The sequence below is a fragment of the Actinoplanes sp. NPDC051388 genome (genome assembly GCF_055586225.1).
In genome coordinates, this window is sequence record NZ_JBVJIP010000004.1 from 114,565 (window position 1) to 128,022 (window position 13,458).

Consider the following 13,458-nt stretch of genomic DNA (forward strand, 5'->3'; position numbering starts at 1 on the left):
AGCCGTGAACCTGACCACCACGCTGCAGGCCGCGTTGGCGGTCGTCGCGGGCGCGCTCGACCGCACCGACACGGTGACGGTCGCGGCTCGCACCGGCGCCGGCCGATGGCGGCAGCGGGAACTGCTGCTGACCGACTGCCGGACTCTCGGCGATGTCCTGCGCAGGACGGCGGACACCGCCGAGGCCGAGGTCGCCGAGCCCGCCGCCGACGCGGCCACCGTGGCGTGGACCGGCACCGGAACCGACGCCATGACCGTGCGGCTGGGCGACGCCACGACGAGCCGGTCGCCGGGCCTGCCCGAGCTGGCGGCGGCCATGGTGCGGCGGGTGGCCGAGCAGGCGCGGACCGCCCCGGAGACCTCGTTGTCGCGCGTGCGGCTCGTGTCCGGGGCGGAGCACGAGCGGTTGACCGCCTGGGCCGGCCGTGCCGAGACGGTGCCGGACCTGTCGGCTGCCGAGCTGTTCGAACGGCAGGTGCGCGCACACCCCGACGCGATCGCGCTGGTTCACCGGGACCGCGAGATCAGCTACGCCGACCTCGACGCGCAGGCAGACCGGCTGGCCCGGCGGCTGACCGGGCTCGGCGTCCGGGCCGAGGTCATCGTCGCGGTGGCGGTGCCCCGGTCGGTCGAGCTGGTGGTGGCGCTGCTCGCGGTGCACAAGGCCGGCGGCGCGTACCTGCCGCTGGACGTCGCCTATCCCACCGAGCGGCTGGCGTTCATGCTCGACGACGCGCGGCCGCCGATCCTGCTGACCACGACCGCCGACGCCGTCCACCCGGCCTGGCACCGGCGCGACATCGAGATCATCCGCCTGGACGAAGAGCCGCCGTCCGACGCCGACGATCAAGATCTCGAGCCTCCGGTACGCGCCGGCGCCGCCACGCCGCACGATCCGATGTACGTGATCTACACGTCCGGCTCGACCGGCCGCCCCAAGGGCGTCGTGGTGACGCACGCGGGGGCGGCGAGCCTGGCCGCCACCCAGGCCGCGGCGGTCGGCGCCGGACCCGGCGACCGCGTGCTGCAGTGGGCCTCGGTGAGCTTCGACGCCGCGTTCTGGGACCTGTCGCTGGCCCTGTTCTCCGGGGCCACGCTGGTGCTCGCCGACGCCGGCGACCTGCTGCCCGGCGAGCCTCTCGCGGAGACCCTGATCAAGCACCGGATCACCCACGCCACCCTGCCCCCGGCGGCCGTCACCGCGCTGCCCGACGCCGCGCTGCCGGCCGGCGGGGTGCTGGTCTCCACCGGGGACGTCTGCACCCCGGCGATCGTGCGGCGCTGGGGCGACCGCACCCGGGTCATCAACGGCTACGGCCCCACCGAGACGACGGTCGGCGCCACCATCACCGGGCCGCTGCGGCCGGGCGGTCCGCTGTCGATCGGCCGTCCGTTCGTCAACACCCGCATCTATCTCATGGACCACCACCTGCGTCTCGTCCCGCCGGGCGCGCCGGGCGAGATCTGCATCGGCGGTCCCGGCGTCGCCCGCGGATATCTGCACCGCCCGGAACTGACCGCGGAGAAGTTCGTGCCCGATCCCTTCGGGGCGCCGGGTGCGCGCCTGTACCGCTCCGGCGACCGGGGCGTGTGGGACGAGGAGGGCGAGCTGCACTTCCTGGGCCGGGTCGACAATCAGGTGAAGATCCGCGGCTACCGGATCGAGCTGGGCGAGATCGAGGCGGCGTTGCAGCAGCACCCGGCGGTCGATCACGCGGTCGTGGTGGTGCGCAACGAGGACCCCGCGGACCGCTACGTGGCCGCGTACGTCCGCCCGGTCAACGGCGCCCCGCTCGACGGCGGCGAGCTGCGCCAGCACCTGCGCGCCTCGCTGCCCGAGCACATGCTGCCGGCGGCCATCACGATGCTCGACGAGTTCCCGGTCACGGCGAACGGCAAGATCGACCGGAACGCGCTGCCGGATCCGCAGGCGCCGACCTCCGGAGACGCGCCCGCCACCGGCCGGGAACGCCAGCTCTGCACGCTGTTCGCCGAAGTGCTGGGGCTGCCGGCGGTGGGCGTGCGGGACGACTTCTTCCAGTGCGGCGGGCATTCCATCGCGGCGGTCCGGCTGGTGAGCCGCATCCGTGCGGAGCTCGGCGTCGAGCTGCCGGTGCAGCACGTGTTCGAGCACCCGACGCCGGCCGGGATCGCCGCTGTGTTGGACGGGCCCGCCTGATGGAGGTGACCGGCCTGATCCTGGCCGCCGGCGGCGGGCGGCGCTACGGCATGGCGAAGGCGCTGGTGCCGTTCCGGGGCCGGCCACTCGTGCTCCACGCGGCGGATCTGGCCCAGGCGGGCGGCTGCGCCCGGACCGTCGTGGTCGTCGGCGCCGAGGCGGGCCGGGTCCGCGCCGCCGCGACGCGGCTGACCTTCGTCGACAACCCGGACTGGCCGACCGGCATGGCGTCGTCGCTGCGGGTGGGCCTGGCCGCGCTGGCCGGCACGCCGGCGGAGGCCGCGCTGGTGCTGCTGGTCGACATGCCCGGCGTGACACCGGAGGCGGTCCGCCGGGTCGCCGCCCACGCCTCCCCCGGCGCGCTGGTGATGGGCGGTTACCAGGGCCGGCGCGGCCACCCGGTGCTGCTCGGGCGCGACCACTGGTCCGGGGTGGCCGGTCTGGCGAGCGGCGACCACGGCGCCCGCGATTACCTGCGCGCGCACGCCGGGGAGGTGACGGTGGTCGACGTCGGGGACGTGGCGGACGATCTCGACGTCGACACCCCCGAGGCGATGCGGCGTTTCGCCTGATCAGCGCACGGCCAGCAGCACCCGGTCGGAGAACGCCTGCCAGATGGTCCCGACCTCGGCGAAGCCGGCCTCGCGCAGCGCCGACACGTGGAAGTCGAAGCCGGGCGGCGACTGCTGCCGCTGCTTGCCGGCGAGGAGCTTGTCCCGAGCGGCCAGCTGCGCGGCGAGCGCGGGCTCGGCGGCCGCCGCCTCCCACCACTGCTCCGCCGTCTCGATGCCACGCTCCGCGAAGGAGGCGTCCGACCAGGTCCGGTCCAGCACGTGCTCGCTGAGCCGCTCGAAGGTCGGCAGCCCGGGGCCGAAGGCCAGGTGGTCGCCGTTGAGGAAGAGGCCGCCGGGCCGCAGCAACTGGGCGGCCTCGCGGCAGACGCGGGTGAGCGCCTCGGGCGGCAGCCAGTGCATGGCGGTGCTGCTGAGCACCGCGTCGAGGCGGGTTTCGCCCAGCTCGCCCAGCCAGTCGGCGGACGCCAGGTCGGCTTCGATCCACCGCAGGCGCCCGTCCACCGTGCCGAGCGCGTTCCGCCCGAGGGTCACCATCACCGGGTCCATGTCGACCGCGATCGCCCGCGCGCGGGGGAACCGGGCGAGCAACCGCTGACTGAGCGATCCCGGTCCAGAGGCGAGATCGAGGGCCACGAACGACTCGGGCAGCAGGGCGTCCAGCGCGTCGAACATCGCGGAGAACCGTGCCTCCCGCTCGGGGACATAGCCCTCCTGCTGCGCGTCCCAGCGGCGCAGCCAGTCCTGCCAGTCGGGTTCGTGCTGAATGTCCGCGTCTGTGCCAGTCACCCGGCCAGGCTAGCCCGGCCGTCCCCGGTCCGCGACCGGTGCCGGCGGTCACTATGTGGCCATCGCCGCGCGCGCGACCGGCCGCCGTGCCCGCCCTGGCGCCCGTGCCGTGAGTCGGAGAACGTCCGCACGCACCTGTAAGGACGCGGTAAGGAGGATCCGTGCCGCCGGGGCGGCCGGTGCGGGGCACGATGAGGCATGACCAGCTACGGCGATCTGCGCGCTCTTTACCTCAACTGCACCCTCAAGCGCTCCCCCGAGCTCAGCCACACCGGCGGCCTGATCGATGTAAGCCGCGGCATCCTGCAGAAGCAAGGGGTCACGGTGGACGTGATCCGCGCCGTCGACCACGACATCGCCACCGGTGTCTGGCCGGACATGACCGCGCACGGCTGGGCCACCGACGAGTGGCCGGCCCTCTTCGAGCGGGTGCTGGCCGCCGACATCCTGGTCATCGCCGGGCCGATCTGGCTCGGCGACAACGGCTCGATCACCAAGAAGGTCATCGAGCGCCTCTACGCCTGCTCCAGCCGGTTGAACACGGCCGGCCAGTACGCCTTCTACGGCCGGGTCGGCGGCTGCCTGATCACCGGCAACGAGGACGGCGTCAAGCACTGCGCGCAGAACGTGCTCTACAGCCTCCAGCACCTCGGCTATACCATCCCGCCACAGGCCGACGCGGGCTGGATCGGCCCGGCCGGCCCGGGACCGTCCTATCTCGACCCCGGCTCGGGCGGCCCGGAGAACGACTTCACCAACCGCAACACCACCTTCATGACCTGGAACCTGCTGCACCTGGCCCGGATGCTCAAGGACGCCGGCGGCATCCCGGCACACGGCAACCAGCGCAGCGAGTGGGACGCGGGCTGCCGCTTCGACTTCGCCAACCCGGAGTACCGCTGAGGTTCCCGCGGCCCCGACGAGCGAGGCCCGCGTGCCGGGACCGGAAGAGTCGAACATCACGTCCGCCGGAATCGGCCCGTGCGAACCAGCGGCGGGCGTAGCGTCGGAAGCGTGCGTGGACCCGCGATCATGGCCACGCCGTCGGATGTCGCTTTGCCATCGAGCAGCCGCCGGTCGGTGTGGCTCATGGTGTGCGTGATCACGCTGGGCCTGATCGGAACTTTGCTGGCCGCCGCAACGCTGCACCGCGCCGACCGGGAACGGGTGCACCGCGCCCTCGGCCAGCAGACGACCCTGGTCTCCACGCTGGTGGCCGCCGAGATTCGTCGATACACCGGATTTCTGGTCGATCTGGCAGCGGCGCTGGGCGCCCAGGCCGAGCTCGAGGCGGACGAGTTCGCCGCCACCACGGCGAAGGTCGACCGGCAGCGCCTGCCCGGCGCCTCCGGGGTCGGCATGGTCGTTCCGGCGACTGCCGACAGCATTCCGCGGGTTCAGGCCTATTGGCGTGCCCGTGGCGTCGACGACCTGACGCTGCGCCCGGCCGGGAGCGCGGCCGAACATCGGTTCCTGGTCCTCAGCCGCCCCTTGGACGGCGCCAAGCCCGCCGTGGGCCACGACCTGAACGCGTCGGTGGAGGCATCCGAAGCGCTGCAGACCGCCCGTGACACGGGCCAGGTCACCGTGAGCCGCACCTACCGGCTCCTCAAGGACGCGTTGCTTCCGATCGATCAGCAACAGCAGTCATTCGTCTTCGCCGCGCCCGTTCAGGCCACCTCCCCCGCCGCCACCGACTTCGGCCGGTTCCGCGGCTGGCTGGTCATGGGTCTGCGCGGGGACGACTTCCTGCGGCAGACGATCGGTCTCGCGGCCGGTGAGAGCGTCGCCGTCACGCTGTCCGACGGCAACGCCGGCGACGTCGTACCGGTCGCCGGCTGGCAGCCCGCGGCTCGGTTGGACACCGGCACCCCGGCCCGTTACGTCACGGTGAAAGCCTCCTCGCGGGCCTGGCAGCTGGTGGTGCATCCCACCAAGCGGCTGCTGCCCGCCACCGACCTGCACCGCGGTTCGCTGGCCCTGCTGATCGGTGGCACGATCACCGGCCTGCTGGCCGGCCTCACCCGCACCGTGCTCAACTCCCGGGACCGGGCACTGCGTCAAGTCGAAACGGCCACCGCCGCGCTGCGCGAGGACATCACCCGCCGGGAGGCGGTGGAAACCCAGCTGCGCCATCGCGAAGCCGAACTCCAGGGATTCGCCGGCGTCGTCGCTCATGACTTACGCAACCCGCTGGCACGGATCACCGGCTACACCGAGGTTCTGCGCGAGCAGGCCGAAGCTCTGCCCGCCGATCAACGGTTCTTCATCGACCGGCTGCAAGCCGGCACCCGGCAGATGCAGACCCTCATCGACGACCTGCTCGACTACGCCACCGCGGACAGCCGCCTCCTGGAGACGGCCGGCGTCGACCTGACCCCGCTCGTCGCCGCGGTCATCGACGACCGCGTGACGCCGGCCGGCGACGCACCACCCGCGATCTCCGTACGGCCGCTACCCACCGTCCAGGGCGATGCCACCCTGCTGCGGCAGGTGTTCGACAATCTGATCGGCAACGCCCTCAAATACACTCCACCCGGCCGGTCACCACAGATCCGCATCAGTGCCACGCCCGCCGACGACGGCTATTGGCGGTTCGAGATCCGCGACCGCGGGATCGGGATAGCCGCGGATCAGCGGGTGGCGATCTTCGACGCGTTCGTCCGGGCACCCGGCAGTCAGCCGTACCCGGGCACCGGCCTCGGTCTAGCCATCGTGGCCCGCATCATAGACCGCCACGGCGGCGAGATCGGTGTCGACGACAATCCCGGCGGCGGCAGCCTGTTCTGGTTCACCCTGCCGCAGTCCGGGGCGCTCCCCCAGCCGGCCGGCGAACGCGACATCGAAGTGGCACTGCGCGGCTCAGCCTGACGCGGGCCGCATTCCGGAGGTCTGCTGCTAGTTTGATCTCGGTGTGCCGGGAAGTCTGGTCGGCGGTCGACGACGGCTGACCACTTCCGGGGACGGTGCCACACATGAGCGTGATCGCCTGGGTGGCCGTCGCCGTCTTCGTCGTGGCCTATGCGCTGATCGCCACCGAGAAGATCAACCGAGTGGCGGTCGCGGTGGGCGGCGCGGCGATCATGCTGGCGCTCGGGGCGACGAACGCGGAGCACGCGTTCTTCTCCGAGGACTCCGGCATCGACTGGAACGTCATCTTCCTGCTGCTCGGCATGATGCTCATCGTCGGCGTGCTGAAACGCACCGGCCTTTTCGAGTACGTCGCCATCTGGTCCGCCAAGAAAGCCCGCGGTCGCCCGTTCCCGATCATGGTGATCCTGATCGTCGTCACCGGGTTGGTCTCCGCCGCCCTCGACAACGTCACCACGGTGTTGCTCGTCGCGCCGGTCACTCTGCTCGTGTGCGACCGGCTCGGCGTACCCCCGGTGCCTTTCCTGATCGCCGAGGTCCTGGCCTCGAACATCGGTGGCGCAGCCACCCTGGTCGGCGATCCGCCGAACATCATCATCGCCAGCCGGTCCGGCCTGACCTTCAACGACTTCCTCTCCGTGATGGCGCCGTTCGTGGCCGTCGTGCTCGTCGTGCTCGTGCTGCTCTGCCGCATCATGTTCCGCAGAGCCTTCCGCTACGACGCCGAACGCGCCGCCCAGATCATGGCCCTGCGGGAACGCGACGCGATCCGGGAACCGCGGCTGGTCGTCCTCAGCCTCAGCGTGCTCGGCGTGGTGCTCGTGGCGTTCACGCTGCACACCCTGCTCGGCCTCGAGCCGTCGGTGATCGCCCTGCTCGGCGGCCTGCTCCTGCTCGCCCTCTCCCGCCTGGACGCGAACGAGATCGCCAAGGACGTGGAGTGGCCCACGCTGATCTTCTTCGCCGGGCTCTTCGTCATGGTCGGCGGGCTGGTCACCACGGGCGTGATCGACCAGCTCGCGAACGCCGCCATCGACGCCGTCGGCGGCCGGTTGGAGCCGGCCACCATGCTGCTGCTCTGGGCCTCGGCGGGACTGTCGGCGATCGTCGACAACATTCCCTACGTCGCGACGATGAGCCCGATCGTCGGCGAGCTGGTGAACGCCTCGGGCGGCCTCGACCGCGCCCAGGTGCTGTGGTGGGCCCTGGCGATCGGCGCCGACCTCGGTGGCAACGCCACCGCCGTCGGCGCTTCCGCGAACGTCGTCGTGCTCGGCATCGCGGAGCGCGCCGGCCACCGGATCACCTTCTGGGGCTTCACCAAGTACGGCCTGATCGTCACCGCGATCTCGGTGGCCATGGCGGTGCCCTACCTCTGGCTGCGCTTCTTCACATTCTGAGCAGCCGTCAGGTGCCCAGCAGGCGGTCCAGCAGGCCGTCCAGCGTGATCGCGCCGGTCATCACCCGCTCCTTGTCGACCACCGCGACCAGCGGCACGTTCGAGCGCGCCATCACCGAGGCGACCTCCAGCATGGTGGCGTCGGCGCTGACCGCGGGCAGCTCCGGGCGGTTCCGCGGCAACAGGTCGGCGACCGTGCGATTCCCGATGCCGTCCATGATCACGTCGGCGGCGGCCTCGTCGATCACCCGGGCCAGCGCCGGATCCTCCTGGCAATAGGACGGCAGCGCCATCCGCAACACCTGCGTGCCGGCCAGCACGGTCAGCGGGCGGCCCCTGCCGTCCACCACGATCAGGCCGGGCAGATCCTGGGCGGCCAGCACCTTGGCCGCCTCTCGCGCGGGTGTGTCCTCCCCGACCGTGCTCATCGGCATCGACAGGTCACCGGCCCGCATGACGCTCACCTCGCATGAGCGTCACGATACGCGCGCCCGGCTCACCCGAGCTGGTCGCGACGCCGGTATCCGGCGAGCCCGAGCAGGCCCAGGACCAGGGCGAGCGCGCTCATCGTCGCGGTGGCCGGCCAGTCCGGCGCGACCATGGGCACCCGGGCCAGATGCGCGAACGGGGAGAGTTCGGCGACCCACTCCGGGGCACCCACACCGGCGGCGATGATGGCGAGGAGGAATCCCCCGACCGCGGGCAGCATGCCGATCGCCGCGGTCGCACGCGGAACGAAGCCGAGGGCGAGCACACCGGCGCCGAGGCACAGCGCCGCGATCGGCAGCGCGTTGATCGCACCGGCAACGGCCTCCGGCAGGCCGAGCCCGGCGCCGGTAACAGCGGCGCCGGACCACGCGGCCAGGCCGGCGACCAGCGCGAGCAGGACGGCACCGGCCGCGGTCACGGCGACCTCGGCGGCCACCAGGCGGGCGCGAGTGACCGGCCCGGCGAAGAGCAGGGTGAGCCGGCGATCCGACTCATCCGCGGCGAACGCCGCGAGGCGGACCGCGGTGAACACGCCGACCGGCACCGCCACCAACCCGAACAGGGTGGCAGCGAAGCCCTCGACGAGACCGAGGCCGCCGAAACCGGCCTGAGCGGCCAGGTCCGCGAAGCGTGGATTGCCCGCGAGGAGTCCGATCACCGACTTCGCGATCAGACCGATGAGCAGGTAATAGGCGGCGACGGCGAGCGCCCAGCCGACCACCGGGCGCACCGCCCGGCGCACCGCGAAACCGCCGATCGAGCCCAGCAGGGCGTACCGAGGCCGCCGACCGCCCGACGGCGTCAGCCAGCCGCCACGCAGGTCCCGGGGCGACGCCGCGGCGACCGCGCCCCCGACCACGACGACCGAGGCCCCGGCGAGCACCAGCAGCGGCGTCCACCGGTTCGCTTCGTACGGCCGGGTGAGCTCGACGAGCCCGAACGGAGTCATCCAACGCAACCACGACAGCGCGGACACTCCGTCGCCGACCATGCGCGCCAGCAGACTCGCCGCCAGCACCGCGGCCGCCGCGGCGGTGGCGCTCGCCCGCGCCGGGAACACCTGCGCCGCCAGCCCGGCGACCCCGACGAAGAACACACCCAGGAAGGCCAGGCCCGCACCGTGCAGCAGCGAGCCTCGCACGCCGGTCCCGGCGACGGCGAGCGTCACGCCGACCGACGACCCCGCGACGAGCATGACCGTGGCGGGCACCGCGAGATGCCGGGCGACCACCGCGGTGAGAGTAAACGGTCCGGCCAGCAGGAGATCCCAGCGGCCCGCCTCCTCCTCGCCGCGCGTGGTCCGGGTGACGGCCAGCAGTCCCCAGGCACCGAGGATCACGGCCAGCACCATGCCGGTGCGCCAGACCGCGAAACCGCCCGGCTGGTCCAGGGCCACCGGCTCGCCGAACAGCGTCCGGACGGCAGGGTTGGCCGCCAGCACGGCCAGGGCGCCCGCGTCGGCGCCCACGGTCGCGCGGTAGGTCAGCACGACGACCGCGGACAGGGCCGAGCAGAGCAGGATCACGACGATCGCGCCGCGCCGGGTCTGCCGCAGCGCGAGCCCCACCACGGCGGTCATCGGCCGGACTCCCCGTAGTAGGCCAGGAAAATCTCTTCGAGGCTGGGCTCACCCGCGCCGTCCGCCCCGGTGCGGTGCAGGCGGCGCAGATCGGCGATGGTCGCCACGTCGACCAGCCGGCCGGCCCGCAGGATCGCCGCCCGATCGCAGACCGCCTCCACCTCGGCGAGCTGGTGCGAGCTGAGGAAGACCGTCTGCCCGCGGTCGCGGGCCTCTGCGACACAGCGGCGGAACTCGCGCTCCATCAGCGGGTCGAGACCGCTGGTCGGTTCGTCGAGGATCAACAACGGCGCGCGGGTGCCGAACGCGGCGACCAGCGCCACCTTCTGCCGGTTCCCGGTCGAGTAGACGCGGGCCGGCTTGCTCGGGTCCAGCTCGAAACGGTCGACCAGCTCCGCCCGATAGTCGACGTCGATGCCGGGCCCGGTGCGGGCCAGCAGCTCGAGCACCTCGGCGCCGGTGAGGCGCGGCCAGAGGGACACGTCCGCCGGGACGTGCGCCAGGCGCCGGTGCGCGACGGCGACCTCGGCCGCGTCGCCGTCGAAGATCCAGGCGCGGCCGGTGGTCGGACGGGCGAACCCGAGCAGCAGTCGGATGGTGGTCGACTTGCCGGCCCCGTTCGGGCCGAGAAATCCGAAGACCTCCCCGGCGGCGACCTCCAGGTCGAGCGAATCGAGCGCGCACACGCGCCCATAACGCTTGGAGAGATTTTCGGTACGCAACGCGGCAACGCTCATCACGGCCTCCGGTCGGCAGCAGGACTCGACTGCCGACCAGGCTTCCCGGCGCACCTGCTGTGAACGTACTCCCCGAAGTCCAGCCCTCAGGCCGACAGGCGGTGGTACGGTGCCGACGTATGGACGCCATTCTGGTGTCCGAAGTCGCTGCCTCTCCGTTGAGAGCCGATGGTGTGCCGGGAAGCCTGGTCGGCGGATCGAAGTCGTCATGCGCGCGATCATCATCGGAGCCGGAATCGCTGGTCAGTCCGCCGCACTCCGCCTGCTGCAGTCCGGCTGGAACTGCCTCCTCGTCGAGCGCGCTCCGGCACGTCGCACCGAGGGCTACGCGGTCACCTTCGGCGGGGTCGGCTCTGACGTCGCCGAGCGGATGGGCATTCTGCCCGCGCTGGCCGGCCGCTCGTTCATCACCGAGGAGCTCATCTACCACCGGGCTGACGGCTCCCGGCGGTTCGCCCTCAGCCGTGCGGTGATCGCGGCCACGATGGGCCGCCGCACCATGAACATCCTCCGCGGTGACATCGAGTCGGTGCTGCACGAGGCGATCGACGGCAGAGTGGACGTCCGATTCGGCACCACCGTCACCGCGATCGATCAGAACGAACGGCTCGCCACGGCCACTTTGACCGACGGGACAGTCGAGCGCGCCGACCTCGTCATCGGCGCCGACGGTCTCCACTCGGCCGTGCGGGCCATGGTGTTCGGGCCGGAGGAGCGGTTCCGGCGCGACCTCGACCACATCGTCGCCGCGTGCGGACTGCCGGAGGCGCCCGCTGAGTTGCCACCGGGTGCGACTGGCACCTTGACGCATCGCGGCCGCACGGTCGCGGTGATCAGTGTCGGCGACGGCCGCTCCGTCGCGTTCTTCGGCTTCCGCGCACACCACGCGGCAGGCATTCCGCTCGACGATCCGAAAGCTGTGCTGCGGCACGTCTACAGCGGCATCGGCTGGCTCGTTCCCTCGCTGCTGCACCAACTGGACACCATTGAATCCCTGTACTTCGACTCGGTCAGCCAGATCGTCACCGAGCGGTGGAGCGACGGCCGGGTGGTCCTGCTCGGCGACGCCGGCTGGTGCGTGACCCTGTTCGCCGGGTACGGCGCCGCGCTCGCCGTCGGCGGCGCCGGCCACCTCGGCGACGCCCTCGACCGACACGACAACGACCTCGGCCGGGCACTCCCCGAATGGGAAGCCGGACTGCGCCCACAGGTGGAGGCGAAGCAGCGCCTGGCCAGACGGGTCAAAGGTGTCTACGCCCCCGAGAACGCCATCGCCCTCCAGCTGGCCCAGCTCCCGCTGCGGCTCGCCGCGATCGGGCCGGTGCAGCGATACCTCACTCGGCGCTACCTCGAGACCTGACTCGATGGGCCCTTCGGCCACATCGCCGCGGCCTGCTCTCGCATGTCCAGCCCGGACCGCCGGAAGGACAGCCACAACGCCACCGGGGCGGGCCACGAATCGCCAGGAAGGCGAAGACCCAGCCGGTCCAGGACGCCGTCCTCCTCGCAATCAGTGTTGGTAGACGTCCGGGACGTCGTCGTGGTCGCGGTCGACCTGCTCGGCGTCGTAGATCCGCCGGTAGGTGCGGTTGCGGATCCGAAGCACGATCGTCGCCAGGACGGCCGCGGCGAGCGAGCCGGCCAGCACCGCCACCTTGGCGTTGCCGTCCCGCTCGCTGCCGATGCCGAAGGCCAGCTCGCCGATCAGCAGCGACACGGTGAAACCGATGCCGGCCAGCACCGACAGCCCGACGACGTCGATCCACGCCAGGCCGGCGTCGATCTTCGCCCGGGTGAAGCGGGCGGTCAGCCAGGTCGCCGCGACGATGCCGACCGGCTTGCCGACCACGAGGCCGAGCATGATGCCGATCGCGACCGGGTCGGACAGCGCCGCGGCGAGCCCGTCGAAGCCGCCGACCGCCACCCCGGCCGACATCAGCGCGAAGATCGGCACCGCCACTCCCGCCGAGATCGGCCGGAACCGGTGCTCGAAATGCTCGGCCAGCCCCGGCCCGTCCGCGCCGTCGCGGCGCAGCACCGGGACGGCGAAGCCGAGCAGCACCCCGGCCACCGTCGCGTGCACACCCGAGGCGTGCATCAGCGCCCAGGCCGCGAAGGCCAGCGGCAGCAACAGCCAGCCCGAGCGGACCCGCCGCTGCACCAGCACGGTGAACAAACCCAGCGGGATCACCGCCGCGAGCAACGGCAGCACGGACAGGTGCGCGGTGTAGAAGATCGCGATGATCATGATGGCGAGCAGGTCGTCGACCACGGCGAGAGTCAGCAGGAAGGTGCGCAGCGCGGCCGGCAGACACCGGCCGACGACCGCGAGCACGGCCAGCGCGAACGCGATGTCGGTGGCGGTCGGAATCGCCCAGCCCTCGGTCGCACCGCCGAGATTGACCACCGTGTAGATCACCGCGGGCACGATCACGCCACCGACTGCGGCGGCCACCGGCACCGCGGCCCGGCGCGGATCGCGCAGGTCGCCCGCGACGAACTCACGTTTGAGCTCGAGGCCGGCCACGAAGAAGAAGATCGCCAGCAGGCCGTCGCCCGCCCACGTCGCCAGAGGCAGGTCGAGGTGCAGGGCGGCCGGTCCCACGGTGAAGCCCAGCAGCGACTCGTACCGGTCCGACCAGGTTGAGTTTGCCCAGATGAGGGCGATCAGGGCGCCGGCCAGCAGCAGCGCGCCGCCGATGGTCTCCTTGCGGAGGATGTCGGCGATCCGTTTCGCCTCGGGCCAGGAGCCGCGGCTGAGGATGTGGTGGGTGCGCTTGGGTGCAGGTGTCACGGAACGTCACTTTCCGGGGTCGAGGCATCGCATGCCGACCAGACTTCCC

The 13,458-nt window shown here is 72.1% G+C and carries 11 protein-coding genes; 6 read left to right on the top strand and 5 right to left on the bottom strand.

Annotated features, from left to right (window positions below; translation table 11 throughout):
* Positions 1–4: 4 nt before the first annotated feature.
* Complete coding sequence (locus ACZ6TI_RS12445; protein WP_465345114.1) at positions 5–2,179, top strand: non-ribosomal peptide synthetase; 2,175 nt, start codon at positions 5–7, stop codon at positions 2,177–2,179.
* A complete protein-coding gene (locus ACZ6TI_RS12450) occupies positions 2,179–2,751 on the top strand; it encodes a nucleotidyltransferase family protein (RefSeq protein WP_465345115.1) in 573 nt (190 codons plus the stop codon). The genes ACZ6TI_RS12445 and ACZ6TI_RS12450 overlap by 1 nt, the downstream gene beginning before the upstream one ends.
* Here ACZ6TI_RS12450 and ACZ6TI_RS12455 read toward each other — a convergent pair whose 3' ends face one another.
* Positions 2,752–3,540 carry a class I SAM-dependent methyltransferase gene (locus tag ACZ6TI_RS12455; RefSeq protein ID WP_465345116.1) on the bottom strand — a complete coding sequence of 263 codons (789 nt, stop codon included), beginning with the start codon at positions 3,538–3,540 and terminating at the stop codon, positions 2,752–2,754.
* Between the two features lie 198 nt (positions 3,541–3,738).
* On the opposite strand from ACZ6TI_RS12455, the gene ACZ6TI_RS12460 reads away from it, so the two are divergent.
* The 3 genes from ACZ6TI_RS12460 to ACZ6TI_RS12470 all read left to right on the top strand — a co-directional run bounded on the left by ACZ6TI_RS12460 (position 3,739) and on the right by ACZ6TI_RS12470 (position 7,811).
* Positions 3,739–4,443, top strand: coding sequence for a flavodoxin family protein (locus ACZ6TI_RS12460; protein WP_465345117.1), 705 nt, complete (start codon positions 3,739–3,741; stop codon positions 4,441–4,443).
* A gap of 111 nt (positions 4,444–4,554) precedes the next feature.
* Positions 4,555–6,411: a sensor histidine kinase gene (locus ACZ6TI_RS12465; protein WP_465345118.1), complete on the top strand. Its 1,857-nt coding sequence runs from the start codon at positions 4,555–4,557 to the stop codon at positions 6,409–6,411.
* Between the two features lie 104 nt (positions 6,412–6,515).
* Positions 6,516–7,811, top strand: coding sequence for an ArsB/NhaD family transporter (locus tag ACZ6TI_RS12470; RefSeq protein ID WP_465345119.1), 1,296 nt, complete (start codon positions 6,516–6,518; stop codon positions 7,809–7,811).
* 7 nt (positions 7,812–7,818) lie between these two features.
* Here the strand turns inward: ACZ6TI_RS12470 and ACZ6TI_RS12475 are convergent, their stop codons facing one another.
* From ACZ6TI_RS12475 to ACZ6TI_RS12485, 3 genes are read right to left on the bottom strand one after another with little or no spacing between them, the layout of a single operon-like run.
* Complete coding sequence (locus tag ACZ6TI_RS12475; RefSeq protein WP_465345120.1) at positions 7,819–8,265, bottom strand: CBS domain-containing protein; 447 nt, start codon at positions 8,263–8,265, stop codon at positions 7,819–7,821.
* A 41-nt stretch (positions 8,266–8,306) separates the two neighbouring features.
* Positions 8,307–9,878 carry a hypothetical protein gene (locus ACZ6TI_RS12480; RefSeq protein ID WP_465345121.1) on the bottom strand — a complete coding sequence of 524 codons (1,572 nt, stop codon included), beginning with the start codon at positions 9,876–9,878 and terminating at the stop codon, positions 8,307–8,309.
* Positions 9,875–10,615 carry an ABC transporter ATP-binding protein gene (locus tag ACZ6TI_RS12485; protein ID WP_465345122.1) on the bottom strand — a complete coding sequence of 247 codons (741 nt, stop codon included), beginning with the start codon at positions 10,613–10,615 and terminating at the stop codon, positions 9,875–9,877. The genes ACZ6TI_RS12480 and ACZ6TI_RS12485 overlap by 4 nt, the downstream gene beginning before the upstream one ends.
* Before the next feature lie 208 nt (positions 10,616–10,823).
* Here ACZ6TI_RS12485 and ACZ6TI_RS12490 point away from each other — a divergent pair, with 208 nt between their 5' ends.
* Positions 10,824–11,975, top strand: coding sequence for an FAD-dependent monooxygenase (locus ACZ6TI_RS12490; RefSeq protein WP_465345123.1), 1,152 nt, complete (start codon positions 10,824–10,826; stop codon positions 11,973–11,975).
* Between the two features lie 150 nt (positions 11,976–12,125).
* Here ACZ6TI_RS12490 and nhaA read toward each other — a convergent pair whose 3' ends face one another.
* A complete protein-coding gene (nhaA, locus tag ACZ6TI_RS12495) occupies positions 12,126–13,409 on the bottom strand; it encodes a Na+/H+ antiporter NhaA (RefSeq protein WP_465345124.1) in 1,284 nt (427 codons plus the stop codon).
* Positions 13,410–13,458: the final 49 nt, after the last annotated feature.

Coding starts and splice junctions, on each gene's coding strand:
- ACZ6TI_RS12450 (WP_465345115.1), top strand. CDS start 2,179: ATGGAGGTGACCGGCCTGATCCTGGCCGCCGGCGGCGGGCGGCGCTAC.
- ACZ6TI_RS12460 (WP_465345117.1), top strand. CDS start 3,739: ATGACCAGCTACGGCGATCTGCGCGCTCTTTACCTCAACTGCACCCTC.
- ACZ6TI_RS12470 (WP_465345119.1), top strand. CDS start 6,516: ATGAGCGTGATCGCCTGGGTGGCCGTCGCCGTCTTCGTCGTGGCCTAT.
- ACZ6TI_RS12475 (WP_465345120.1), bottom strand. CDS start 8,265: ATGCGGGCCGGTGACCTGTCGATGCCGATGAGCACGGTCGGGGAGGAC.
- ACZ6TI_RS12480 (WP_465345121.1), bottom strand. CDS start 9,878: ATGACCGCCGTGGTGGGGCTCGCGCTGCGGCAGACCCGGCGCGGCGCG.
- ACZ6TI_RS12485 (WP_465345122.1), bottom strand. CDS start 10,615: ATGAGCGTTGCCGCGTTGCGTACCGAAAATCTCTCCAAGCGTTATGGG.
- ACZ6TI_RS12490 (WP_465345123.1), top strand. CDS start 10,824: ATGCGCGCGATCATCATCGGAGCCGGAATCGCTGGTCAGTCCGCCGCA.